The organism is Aliikangiella marina (assembly GCF_007004765.1).
GTDB classification, from domain to species: domain Bacteria; phylum Pseudomonadota; class Gammaproteobacteria; order Enterobacterales; family Kangiellaceae; genus Aliikangiella; species Aliikangiella marina.
Genome location: NZ_VIKR01000005.1, coordinates 83,516 through 96,049 on the forward strand (window position 1 = coordinate 83,516; position 12,534 = coordinate 96,049).

Below are 12,534 nucleotides of genomic sequence, written 5' to 3' on the forward strand. Positions count from 1 at the left end.
CATATTACTTTTTTATCTTCTGAATCAGGGTTAATCGACGAGTCCCTTCGGCTGTTCGCAATATCACCTTATCGTTGGTAATTCTGATTATTTGCGAGTTGCGGTAGGTATCGCCGGTTCGATAAATTTTATCTTCAATCACGGCAAAACGATTTTTACCTTTGGTAAAAATGGCCGTCAAGGGTTGCTTTTGCTCGACTTTGACGGTTTCAATAGGCGCAGGTTTTGGTGCTCTAATCAGCGGACGAGTGGGATCGACAAATGCGCCTACACTGCTCGCTAAACTGATGAGAATTATGCCAATTAGTATTTTAGCCACCGATCCACTTCCTACTTAAACTATAAGTTGAAACCACTAACGTCACTTTTGATTTTGGGTAACTCTCAACCGAAAACTCAAAACTTTCGAAATTAACCTTTTGTTGCATCGATTCGAGTTGTTTTAAAAACGCCTGGGTATCGGCATAGCCACCTTCAAAAATCATTACGATGGGATGACGGTACATTTGAACTTGTGCATCTTGAGATGTTCCATCTTCATCTGCAGTTGGTTCATACAATGGAACCGGTGCTTGTTTTTCAAGAGATAACAGCTTCAACTGTTTGGAGTTATCGATAATTTCTTTTAATAGACCCGCCATCGCTTGAGGTCTAACTAAGCTACGCGTTCGTTTTTCTAGTTCGGACTGTATTTGATCAACTTGTTGATCAAGGGAGCTGAGAAGCGTTTGCTTTGGGTTATTACGCTGGTTATAAATACCTTTGTTCAATTCTTGCAGCATTTGAGTTGTGCTGGCTATTTGTTTTTCGGTGGAGTCGATTTGTTGCTTCACTGTTTTGGTTTGTGAGTCTGTCGGGCCATACCAAGCCAATTCGAAAATCACTAGTATGAGTAACAACCCGGCGAAGGTAATCATCAGTCGCGTGCGAATCGGTAACTCATCGAACTGTTGAATTGATTTCTTTAACTTATCCATCGTCACTTAGCCTGCCGTTGGTTAAAGAAAAATTAACGTATCGCGAGTCACTCTGGTCTCTCTCAACTTTAAGTTCATCGAATTGACGTTTTAGACTTTCTGAATTCCTCAGTAATTCGACGTAATGTGGGATCGCCTCGGTTTGTGTAGAGCTTCCCTGTAAACTCAAAGACTGTGAATTAATATTTATCTGGGTTAACCATACCGATTGGGATTTCTGTTCACCAAGTTGCTGCAAAATTTGGCTATAAGGTGTTGATACTTGGGTGCCTGGTTGGGACATGTTCGCTAAGATTTTGCGGAAGCTCGTTAAACTCTTCTGACGAGTCGCTATTTTTTCATCGATTGAGGCTTTTTCGTTGTTGGTACGCATTTGCTGCTGTATCACCAATTGATCAGACTCCAACTTCTTAAGTTCTGCCTGTTTTAGGCTCAGTTGTTGTTGCTGTGAATGGAGATGATTCGACTTAAAAATACCAAAGCCGATGAACATGATTAAACTCGCAACCAGCGCGAGTAATGCAAAACGCGAGTCAAATGACAGCGGCTTGGGTCGATATTCTTCGAGATAAAAATTTACAGACTGCATCATGCTACTGATTTCCTCGCATGGCCGCACCGATTTCAGCGAGCATTGGCTTCACTAATTCGTGGTTATCACTGAAGACCGGGGGAGCGACTAAATTAACTTCGAGCTCAGTAATCTGGCGAATCACTTCCGCCAGTTTGGCATCGCTCTCGGAGTTCTCCTGCAACAATATTTTGTCGATAGGGCGTCTGAAAACTTGGCTGACGACGTAGTCTAACGTTCGCTGGGTCTCGAGTAGAAAAGTCTCTTGCTCGGCTTCTTGTTCCTGTTCTAGGCTAAATTCTTGCTGGTGGCTATTGGGTAAAAAGCGACCTTTTTTATGCCGACTGAAGGCTAAGCCGCCTGATTGGTAAAAATTAAACACTAACCCGCTGATATCTTCTCCAATAAAACCAACCAATTGGCCGTCACCGAGACTATCGACAAGTGAATGTCCGATTGTCAGCTCTTCAATATCAATTGAAGTAAACACCAGACCCGTTTTATGAGTAGCGTCGATGATTGACTCGACTAGTGCCTTACTGGTTGCTACTGCGGTAATTTGTTCCGATTGACCTTCTTTAAAGGCCGGTCGATAGTGGGTGACTAGCGCTTGGTCGATCGAATATTCCAACATCTCTTTGATTTGCCACTTGATTGCTTCATCCATTTCTTTCGGCAACACATTGGGCGGGTCGATTTGATAAGTTTGATAAAGGTTGCGGCTAAGTATCCATCGGCAATCGGCATTTTTTATGCCGTTGCTACGGGTCCAATCGACGAATTGACTGGCTAAATCTTCATGACCATTAAAGTCGAATTGACCAGCGTTGATTTGTTGGAGACTGTTTTCATGCCATTTTAGCTGCTGCAGACGGCAGCTGCGCTCATCCACTAAAGCGACTAAAAATTCATCAAGTGAGTCTTTGGAGAATATTTTCACGTTTTTTAAGCTATTGCCTGTTTCCCTAACTGCCAAAAAATGCCAAAACTGGGCGGGTTTATTTTATCGATCTGGGCGTCGAATACCGCTAATTTTTCGGCATTTTTTAGTAAAAACCCTATAGTTCCCAGTAATATACCACTTATATTGTAGTAAATAATTAAAAAAATGCAGTAAATCTTTGAATTTACGGTATTTTAGTATTATTTGGTCAAGGATCAGTTGTGAATAGTAGCAAGTCGGCTATAATCTCACCATCAAAATTCAGTGACCGTGTTGAAAAAGTCGATTTACGGTCAATTTTTCCATTTTGGGGAGTCAATCAAGTGTCAAAATTGCGAGTTTTATTGATTGCAGCAGCAGTAGCTTTTACTGGTGCCGTATCAGCGGATCATAAAAGCGATCACAAAGTTAAAGAGCGTACAGCGCCAACGGGGAAAATTTATCGCGCGGGTGACGATGTGCCTGTCGCAAAGCCAGCGGTTGTTGAAGCGAGTGGCCCAAGAGATGGCGTAACCATTTATGATCAAAAATGCGCTATGTGCCATACTGCCGGCGTCGCTGGCGCGCCCAAGTTTGCTGATGCGGCTGCTTGGACTGATCGTATCGGTAAAGGCGAAGAAACATTGAACATGAACGCTATCAACGGTATTGGTGCGATGCCACCTAAAGGTGGTTGTGCTGATTGTAGTGATGATGAAATTAAAGCGGCGGTCACTCACATGTTAGGCGCTTTGAACTAAGTATATGATTTTATAATGAAAAGCCGGGTTTTTCCCGGCTTTTTTTATCGCTATTTATTGCCTGCAACTGAACGCTCACTTATTCAATCAGCTTTTCCAACCTTTTTACTAAGCAATCTCTTGCTCGTTTGAGTAATAACTGGCTGTCGTCGTGTTTTCGCCAGCTTGCTTCACCAAATACAATTTCATATTTCATTGAAGCGTCGACAAACGCCAGTTGGCGAGTAATAGATCGACGTAACTTCTCTTCAAGATTCACCAACGCACTTTCAGGGGTCTCTGGGAGTACCGTTAAAAATGTTCCTTGATCGGTATGCCCAATCATATCTGCCCAGCGCAGCTCATCAGTTAAGGTGTCTTTGATGGTTTGATGGAGAGTCTCATCAGCGACCGAGTCTGGCTTTTCTAGCACGAGTAATTGTAACTTTAGAACCGATAAGGGGTTGTCGTAGCGCCGACTGCGGCTGACCTCATAATCAAGAAATTCAACCCAATTCGCTCGATTGGCCAGTTTGGCACCCGCTAACTTTGCAGCGGCCAAGCTGAGTTTATCTTTTTGGTTCCTTTGCTTGGCAAAATAGTGGGCCTGACCACCTGCAGGTGTATCAACTGGTTGATGCCAGTGGAGTAATTTAACCTCGTCGCTGACGCTCTCGCTAAAAAGCTGGACCAGATGACCTTTTTTGTCAATTGCCTCAACCGGAAGTGCCGCATAAAGCTGGCCAACGACTTGCGATTCATCAAGTTGGGTGTCAGACAAGAACCGCTCATTACACCAGGTGATTCGTTGGTTTTCGTCACAAACGAGAATCCCAAGCGGCGATTTGAGAAAAATTTCTGATTGGTCAAAAGACATAAAACACTCAGCTAGCGGTAATAGTTGTTATATAGGATAAAAATGCTTCTACAATATTATAGTAGTTGTCCTTAACAAAGCGCAAAAATGTGACCCAAAAATCCATCGATCGAAAGCATATTATCAATATCCAGCGAAGGTTTCTCTCTCTGAGCGAAAAACGGCTGTTAAGGATGCTAGACGGATTTAATCTCACACAAGCCGACAGCATTAAATTATTACCTTTGCTTTTTCACGTCAACCACCCGATGTTGCCGGGCTACGTTGATAAATCAACGCCTTGTGGGCTTCCTAACTATTCACCGACCGCACTCGAAAAACGTATCGCGCGAACGGTTAGTCGAAGTTTCAAATATGAGTCACGCGCATACCTTAAATTTGAGCTCGCTGGTTTATATTTGATGGGTAGTATCGGCACCTTAGGTCAATCATTTCGTAGTGATTTGGATCTCTGGGTATGTCTTGGAGAAAGACTTGGCGCGATAGAGATGACCAAGTTGCACCAAAAAACGCAACTGATAAGTGCATGGATGTCCAGCAAAGGTGTGGAGCTTAATTGTTATTTGGTCTATGAAAAGCAGTTTGCTCAACAAGCGAAGAAATACCTCACCAAAGATAGCTGTGGGGATACTCAAAACTATCTGTTGCTAGATGAGTTTTATCGAACCGCGGTGTGGTTGTGCGGTCGGACGCCGCTCTGGTGGATAATTCCGCCAGAGGAAAATTATCGAGAATATGCCAACCGCTTGGTGAAAGATAAACATATTGATGCTCTCGATTGGATTGACTTCGGAGAAGTGGGTCAAATCCCTGCGGCGGAGTTTTTTAGTGCGGCATTGTGGCAGTTATTTAAGGCGATAGCGTCTCCTTATAAATCTTCTTTGAAACTTTTGATGATTGAAAAATATGCTCGCGAGTTTCCCGAAGTATCTTTGTTGTCTGATCAGTTTAAACAAATGGTTTATAGCCAAGAAGATTCGATCGAGAAGTTGGATCCTTATTTAATGATGTTCCGAGCGGCAGAATCATTTTTAGCCGATCAACCCGCACGTTTGAGTTTCTTGCGGAGAGCTTTCTATTTAAAAGCCGGTTCTAAAATTGACTTAGCTCGCGATAAACCTAACAACTGGCGTTATCAACAAATGAAGTTTTTGGTTGAAAATTGGCGCTGGAAGCAAAAAACGCTAGATGAATACAATAGTCGGAGTGATTGGCGAATCGATACAGTAATTCGTGAGCGTGTGGACCTAGTGAGAGAGCTTAATCATTCTTACCACTTTATTAGTAACTTTGCGAGAATTCAAGGAGCGCTCAATCAGGTCAGTCAACAGGAGTTAGTAACTCTTGGCAGAATGCTTTATGCCACTTTTGAAAAAAGAGCGGGCAAAATCGATCGTATCAACACTGGTATAGCCAGAGATGTTCAAGAGTCAGCAATAACGCTAGAAATGACCGGGAATCACTGGCGGGTTTTTTTAGGGGCACTCCGCAAAAATCAGTTGAATAATACTGCGCCAGTTTATACTTCAGAGTCATTTTTCGTGGCATTAGCCTGGTGTGTTTGTAATGAGATGTTAAATCGTAATAGTACTTTTCAGGTCTACTCTGACGACGAGTTTTATGATTTTTCGCTGGCGGCCGAGATCGTCAGGAACTTGGCGAGTTTGGTTCGTAATTCTCAGCCGCAAATCGATGAAACTGCTTTCCGGGAAAGTGCCAAAATCTTAACGCTAGGTATCTTTCTTAATACCGAAACTGACCCGTTACAAGTTGAAAAAGAGTCTGATATTTATAGTGTTGCAAACCAAGAAGATGGATTTTGTTGGGGAGAAAACCGAGTTAATTTATTCTCACAGTTTGATGTTTTTTGGGTAAATTCATGGGGTGAGTATGGCAGCAAAAAATACAGTGGTGAATTCGCCTGGATAGAGTTCTTTTTTGATTATCGGCAAGTGATAACCAACCAAGAAGATAAGATCCAATTGTTTGCGCAACAGATCCCTAATTTAGCGAAGCACAAAAAACGTTTATTTAAGATGCTGCACCAATGGAACCGGTTAAGATTGGATAGTCGACGAAAGCAGCGAACGAATCGTTATTTAATGTCTTACGGGAGCCAATTTTTGCTGATCGATTTTTTTGAGACGCAAGTTGAATACAAAAGCTTTCGCTATGCAAAACAATTACTCACCGGGTTGAGTAATCATTTGAAAGAACCGATTCAGTATTTCCACGATGATAATCTTGATTTGCCAGCGATTATTATACGGCTATTAAACAAACCCGCTGAAGTCGATTATCAATGTTTCATTTTGCAAACTGCGCAAAATAGTTTTCAAGTGGTTATCAAAGACCCTGCTGGTAATTTTTTCTATCAAGTTCATTCTGGCGTATCTCGAGAGCAACTAGTCAATCATTATCAGCAATTTTACGACGGTATGTTACATCAGCTTGGTAATTGGAATACGCCAATGCCGTATTTGATGTTTTGGTACGCTGATATAAGTTATGAAGATAATGCTCGGCTACAACGAATTAAAGATTCACATCAAGATTTAGCGAATCAATACTCAGCGATATTGGCGATTGCTGTGAGAAATACAGAGGATAAAGTTCGTTATGATTTGTATATCGATGAAGAAGTATTTCGATATCAAGATTTTGGCGAGCTAGTGTATCGAAAGCTGGCGCAGTTCGTTTTAGGCAAACGACAATCGCAGCGTCAATATCCCATTTTTATCACTAATATCGACTTATCAAGTGTTTCTCAAGGGGTCAGAGTCATGGATTTGCTCCGCCACAAACGAGTGATTGAACAGAAACTAGCCAATGCCTTAAGTAAACTCACGCGTCATTAGAGCTTGGTCCACTATTACTCGTTGATTTTCTGCGGGAAAACACTGAGAATTGGAGACATGCCAAAAAAAAACGCTAGTACCTTGAGAAATCGACTCTTATCAATCAGTTTGTTCCTATTGTTAGTCGCAGCCTGCGGACAAAAAGGTGCCTTAATCAGTCCATCAGAGGTGGCGGAGAAGCGCGCCGAAGCCGAGAAGATTGAGCAGCAAGCTCGCCAACAACAACTCCCAGCCAACAAAAAGGAAAATAAAAATAATGATTAGTTTTGCCAAAATGCATGGTTTAGGCAATGACTTTATGGTGGTCGATGGCGTTTCTCAACAAGTTTACTTCACCGAAGGTCAGGTCAGAAAACTTGCCGATCGACATCGTGGTGTCGGTTTTGACCAGCTATTGTTGATTGAGCCACCGCAGCAACCTGATGTTGATTTTCATTATCGAATCTTCAATGCGGATGGCAAAGAGGTCGAACAATGTGGTAACGGAGCGCGTTGTTTGGCGCGTTTTGTGCGAACCATGGGGCTGACTTGGAAGCACAAGATCCGTGTGAGTACGATGCGCGGTTTAATGAATTTGCAGATTATGCGCAATGGCTTGGTTAGCGTAGACATGGGGGTTCCACAGTTAGCACCGGACACGATACCAATGCGATACGCGCAGCAAGATATCCGATACAGTGTCAATTTAGACGGCGTTAGTTATGAGTTTGGCGCGGTATCGATGGGTAATCCACACTGTGTGATTACGGTTGATGACGTCGAGAAAGCAGAGGTTGATCGCATCGGCGGAGCGCTTACTCAACACAATTTGTTCCCTGAGGGCGCAAATATTGGGTTTATGCAAAAAATCGCTCATGACGAAGTTAGGTTGCGCGTCTTTGAACGAGGTGTTGGTGAAACTCAAGCTTGCGGTACTGGCGCTTGCGCAGCAGCGGTTGTTGCTCGCTTACAACATAATATGAATCAAAAAATAAGAGTTTATCTGCCCGGGGGGCACCTTCATATTGATTGGCCAGGAGACGGCGAATCATTGAAAATGATGGGGCCGGCAGAGCTCGTTTATCAGGGATATATTGATCTATGAAAACATCTAACCAACCAGGGTCGGCCAAAATAACCAATCTACAAGCGTTAGAAGGAGGAAGCGGCAGCCAACTAAACCGCTTGATGGAAGAAGCGCAGGTTAAGAACTATTTAGTGAACAATCCAGATTTTTTAGCCAAAAACCCGCAACTTTTGGGACATATTGAGCTCAATCACGGATTCGACCAGACTACATCGTTAGTTGAGCGCCAAATTAAGGTTTTGCGTGATCGTAATCAGGTGATGCAAGGACAATTAGTAGAGATGTTGCAAGCCGCTCACAGTAACGAACAACTACTGATTCAGTGTAATCACTTTATGCTGACACTCCTTCAAGCTGAAAGTTTTGCAATATTAACGACTCAAATTATTGATATGTTGAAACAAGACTTTGACTTGGATGATGCGGCGCTCGTCTTGGTCGGTGAGTACCCTCAGAATGATAATATTAAGCGAGTCGCTGATGCGGCAGAAATTAAAAGCGTTCTTAATTGCCAATTTCCGGACAGTGAACCTTTATGTGGACGTCTGGAACTGAATGCAAAAACAACTTTATTTGGAGAAAAAGCTGAAGTATTGCAGTCTTTTGCTTTGATTCCTTTGGGCAATGAGTGCGAGAAAGGCCTACTGGCGCTAGCAAGTCAAGATGTTGCTCGATTTGATCCTGACATGGGCACTTTGTTTATCGAGCTGATTGCAAAGTTAGTGGCGCATTTGACCAGTCGTTATGAGATCAACCAAGGTTAAGTCAAAATCGATAGAGGCTTTTGCCACTGAGTTAGCAGAACCTGCGACAGCATTTCTTGCACAACTGTGCGAGCAAAAAAATTATTCACAACTGACAGCCAAAAATTATCGTCGCCAGTTAGAAAAGCTATTAAACTTTGTTGAAAGCCTCTCAATTTTGCGTTGGTCGCAAGTCAAGACAATCCACATCAGGCAACTCAGTGCCTTTCACCATCGCCAAGGCATGTCGCCTAAATCAATAGCTCTGCTACTATCTGCTTGTCGGAGTTTTTTTAACTATTTAATCGTCAAAGAACTCGTCCAATTTAATCCCGCTAAGGGGGTAAAAGCACCCAAAGCGGCAAAGACCTTACCAAAAACCGTCGAAATCGACCAGCTATCGGCATTACTTGAAGGCATTGATGACGGCGAGGATATCGGTATTCGCGACAAAGCCATTGCGGAGCTGTTTTATTCCAGCGCATTACGTCTGGCCGAACTCGTCAGACTTAATGTTGAAGATATCGACTTTAATGATGCGACAGCAAGAATTATCGGTAAAGGGAATAAAACTCGTATCGTACCGATTGGAAAAAAAGCGCTAGAGGCCATTCGAGAGTGGCTAACGATTCGCAGCGTATGGCTGGCTGGTTATGAATTGAATGCGGTATTCGTTACCCAACGCAAAACGAGACTGAGTCCAAGAAGCATTCAAAAACGTATGGAATACTGGGGAAAGATGGTAGGGATTAATGGTCGTATACATCCGCATAAATTTCGCCATTCTTGCGCAACTCATCTTCTTGAATCATCAAGTGATTTGAGAGCTGTGCAAGAGTTGCTCGGTCACGCCAATCTTTCAACGACTCAAGTGTACACGCATCTTGATTTTCAACAACTTGCATCGGTTTATGATAAGGCTCATCCAAGAGCAAAAAAATAGGTTTTACAATGGCTTCAACGATAAAACTAATCAGCTTTGATTTGGATGATGCCCTCTATGATAACAAACCCGTATTATTCGAAGCTGAGCGGCTTTGTAATCAATTCTTAGCAGACGAATTTAATCGACAAAACCGTGAGTTTGATTTACAGAATTTTTATGAGATCCGTCATCGGCTAATGGAGTCGACTGATCCATCTATGGAGAACATGACACAAATGCGTCAAGTTGCCATCACTGAGATTTGCCAAGATCTTGAAGATTCCGGATCGGTTGCAGCCAAGGCACTAGAAATATTTCTCACTGCCCGTTCCAATGCTGCTGTGCCAGCAAAGATCCATACCATGATGGAGCGCTTAGCGAAACAATTTACTTTAGTCTCGGTAACCAATGGTAACTGCGATCCGAATAAGCTCTCTATTGGGCAGTTTTTTAGTAAAAACTATTCCCCTGTTGAAGGTTTTCGAGCAAAGCCTCAACCAGAGATGCTATTGAAGGTTCTTGATGATTTTAGCCTCGAGCGATCGCAAGTGTTACATATTGGTGACAGCTTGGATAAAGATGGCTTGGCAGCTAAAAATGCCGGGGTGAGTTTTTATCATTTTGCTCCATTTTATGAAGGTAATACGATCGACAGTACAGTAGCCGACTTTGAAAAATATTTAACTCAGTAGGTCGGCTATTAGTTATCATCGCAAAGTTGCTAGAGGGCTTTGAATCGAATCGCCACACCACCGCTGGTGGCAAGTTTAAAATTTAAAACCGTTTCTGCACTAACTGTTTTTTCTTCGATGATATAGTCGTATGGATTGGTTTTCCAATCTGCCTTGTCACCATCTCGATAGATTTGTGCTAAGTAGCGTTTGTCTTTATCCAAAAAGTTTAGTTCGATTTTAATTTCTCGTGCGAACTCATTGGTAATCGCACCCAGATACCAGTCGTTGCTGTATTTATCTTGGCGAACCAACGTAACCCATTCGCCAATTTCACCATTCAAAGCGACTGATGTTTTCCAGTCAGTCGGAACATCGCGGATAAATTGAAAGGCGTCTAACCGTTCTAAATAGTGCTTAGGTAAATCAGCCGCCATCTGGATAGGACTGTAAATGACAACATAAAGTGCAAGCTGTTTCGCGAGCGTTGTTTGCACTCGGTTTTCCGCATCCAAGCCGTTAAAGGCAAGGTTGAAAATACCCGGAGTAAAGTCCATCGGACCAGAGAGCATTCTCGTGTATACCAGATTAACGGTATGCGCTGGATCATTGGGTGGTGAGCCCCAAGCATTAAATTCCTGCCCGCGAGCGCCTTCACGAGAAAGCCAATTCGGATAGGTCCGCCTTAATCCGGTATCTTTGATTGGTTCATGAGTGTTGATGCTAATTTTCCTTTTGGCAGCCTCGGTAACTGAAAATAAATATTCATTAACCATGAACTGGCCATCATGCCACTCTTTAATAGCGCGGCCTTTTTCATCGAGACGCTTAATATTGCCCCCATCAGCAACATAGCCTGTTTTAATTTGGGTAACCCCTAATTGTTGATAAAGGTCATAGGCGTCCGCCATTTGATTGCGGTAATTGGTCACGCTGCCAGAGGTTTCATGATGACCAATTAGTTTAATATGCTTACTTTTCGCATAATCAGTAACCGCCTTTAGATCAAAATCATCATAAGCTTGAGTAAAGCTAAATACGTCGCCATTGGAGAACCAGCTGCCATCCCAACCGATGTTCCAGCCTTCCACAAGCACACCATCGAAGCCATACTTTGCGGCGAAATCGAGATAGCGTTTTGCCTCTTGGGTTGTCGCACCATGTTTCGTTCCTGAGCCCCAGGTATTGACCCCTAAGTGCATTCCCCACCAAATTCCAATATATTTTCCTGGTTTTACCCAGCTCACGTCACCGAGTTTATTCGGTTCATTCAGATTTAAAATAAGCTGTGAATTAAGTAATCCTTTAGCGCTATTGGCTAACTGAATGGTTCTCCAAGGTGTGCTGAACGCACCAGACTTCTTTACTTTGATACCATCTGACCAAGGAACCAACGATGACTTAAAGGTTCCTGGTCTTCGCTGATCCAATGTCATTGAAGCAAAATCTGTGAGCGCGGCCTCATGGATGCTAACGTGAACGTTGCTTTTGTTTCTTACTGTGAAAGGTGTATTAACGCGATCGATTTTATCAAATGGTGTATTTTGATAGAGAAACTCATAGCGGTTCCATCCTTGTGCCGGGATCCACCACGCCTGATAGTTTTCTGAATGAGCGAATTTAAATTCAGTCAGCTCATCTGTGATTAAAATAGTTTTTTGTGAGATCGCGGGAACCTCATATCGGAATCCCAACCCATCATTAAACACTCGAATTCGCAGTGTATATTGATGGCTCGGATTGTTCGGTGCTTCCAGCTTCACCATCAGTTCGTTATGATGGTCTCGGATAAATTGCGACTCTCCCCAGGGTTGCTGCCAAGTGCTGTCTGATTGGCTTAATTGATAATCTGATATGGCTAAGCCCTGCGAAAGTGCCGGACTGTCTGCAAATGTAAACCCAAGGTTTGAAGGTTCGATGATTAATTGACCTTTAAAACTGACCGAATAACGCGGTGAGCTATTATCATCTGATAGCGTGAAAACGATTGATTGGTTCGGAGAAGAAACGGAAACACTTTTAGCGTTGAGGCTATTGCTTGATAAAAGCCAGAAACCGGTCAAGATGAGGAGGAGAAACTTCCTTGGGTTGGTCATGAATTGGTGTTCCTTATTGTAATTAATCGCAATATTACCTAGATTAACCATTCTGCGAATTATCACTCAACTAACTGCATACGTATTC

General features: G+C 42.8%; 13 protein-coding genes. 7 read left to right on the forward strand and 6 right to left on the reverse strand.

The genetic code is table 11. The annotated features are described in order from the left end of the window. Positions 1–4: 4 nt before the first annotated feature. From FLL45_RS17645 to FLL45_RS17660, 4 genes are read right to left on the reverse strand one after another with little or no spacing between them, the layout of a single operon-like run. Complete coding sequence (locus FLL45_RS17645; protein WP_142943374.1) at positions 5–319, reverse strand: hypothetical protein; 315 nt, start codon at positions 317–319, stop codon at positions 5–7. Next, positions 312–977: a hypothetical protein gene (locus FLL45_RS17650; RefSeq protein ID WP_142943375.1), complete on the reverse strand. Its 666-nt coding sequence runs from the start codon at positions 975–977 to the stop codon at positions 312–314. Before FLL45_RS17650 ends, FLL45_RS17645 begins: the two co-directional genes overlap by 8 nt. Beyond that, positions 970–1,569 (reverse strand): PilN domain-containing protein, encoded by a 600-nt coding sequence (locus FLL45_RS17655; protein WP_142943376.1) that lies wholly within the window; start codon positions 1,567–1,569, stop codon positions 970–972. Before FLL45_RS17655 ends, FLL45_RS17650 begins: the two co-directional genes overlap by 8 nt. 1 nt (position 1,570) lies before the next feature. Continuing rightward, the gene (locus FLL45_RS17660) at positions 1,571–2,488 is read right to left on the reverse strand and encodes a type IV pilus biogenesis protein PilM (RefSeq protein ID WP_142943377.1); all 918 of its coding nucleotides are present in this window, start codon (positions 2,486–2,488) and stop codon (positions 1,571–1,573) included. Positions 2,489–2,712: 224 nt separating this feature from the next. Between FLL45_RS17660 and FLL45_RS17665 the strand changes: the two genes are divergently transcribed. Then, positions 2,713–3,231, forward strand: coding sequence for a c-type cytochrome (locus FLL45_RS17665; RefSeq protein ID WP_246075857.1), 519 nt, complete (start codon positions 2,713–2,715; stop codon positions 3,229–3,231). Between the two features lie 79 nt (positions 3,232–3,310). Here the strand turns inward: FLL45_RS17665 and FLL45_RS17670 are convergent, their stop codons facing one another. After that, on the reverse strand, positions 3,311–4,087 hold the full coding sequence (locus tag FLL45_RS17670; protein WP_142943378.1) for a GGDEF domain-containing protein: 777 nt from the start codon (positions 4,085–4,087) through the stop codon (positions 3,311–3,313). Between the two features lie 89 nt (positions 4,088–4,176). On the opposite strand from FLL45_RS17670, the gene FLL45_RS17675 reads away from it, so the two are divergent. The 6 genes from FLL45_RS17675 to FLL45_RS17700 are packed head-to-tail and all read left to right on the forward strand — an operon-like array spanning position 4,177 to position 10,371. Next, entirely contained in the window at positions 4,177–6,945 is a 2,769-nt protein-coding gene (locus tag FLL45_RS17675; protein WP_185964531.1) for a class I adenylate cyclase, read from the forward strand. Between the two features lie 57 nt (positions 6,946–7,002). Next, on the forward strand, positions 7,003–7,209 hold the full coding sequence (gene lptM, locus FLL45_RS17680) for an LPS translocon maturation chaperone LptM (RefSeq protein ID WP_142943380.1): 207 nt from the start codon (positions 7,003–7,005) through the stop codon (positions 7,207–7,209). Further along, positions 7,202–8,029: a diaminopimelate epimerase gene (dapF, locus tag FLL45_RS17685; RefSeq protein ID WP_142943381.1), complete on the forward strand. Its 828-nt coding sequence runs from the start codon at positions 7,202–7,204 to the stop codon at positions 8,027–8,029. The genes lptM and dapF overlap by 8 nt, the downstream gene beginning before the upstream one ends. Next, positions 8,026–8,775 (forward strand): DUF484 family protein, encoded by a 750-nt coding sequence (locus tag FLL45_RS17690; RefSeq protein WP_142943382.1) that lies wholly within the window; start codon positions 8,026–8,028, stop codon positions 8,773–8,775. The genes dapF and FLL45_RS17690 overlap by 4 nt, the downstream gene beginning before the upstream one ends. After that, positions 8,756–9,697 carry a tyrosine recombinase XerC gene (gene xerC / locus FLL45_RS17695; protein WP_142943383.1) on the forward strand — a complete coding sequence of 314 codons (942 nt, stop codon included), beginning with the start codon at positions 8,756–8,758 and terminating at the stop codon, positions 9,695–9,697. The genes FLL45_RS17690 and xerC overlap by 20 nt, the downstream gene beginning before the upstream one ends. An 8-nt stretch (positions 9,698–9,705) precedes the next feature. Beyond that, the gene (locus FLL45_RS17700; RefSeq protein WP_142943384.1) at positions 9,706–10,371 is read left to right on the forward strand and encodes an HAD-IA family hydrolase; all 666 of its coding nucleotides are present in this window, start codon (positions 9,706–9,708) and stop codon (positions 10,369–10,371) included. Between the two features lie 29 nt (positions 10,372–10,400). Here FLL45_RS17700 and FLL45_RS17705 read toward each other — a convergent pair whose 3' ends face one another. Next, positions 10,401–12,446, reverse strand: coding sequence for a glycoside hydrolase family 97 protein (locus FLL45_RS17705; protein WP_210247229.1), 2,046 nt, complete (start codon positions 12,444–12,446; stop codon positions 10,401–10,403). Positions 12,447–12,534: the final 88 nt, after the last annotated feature.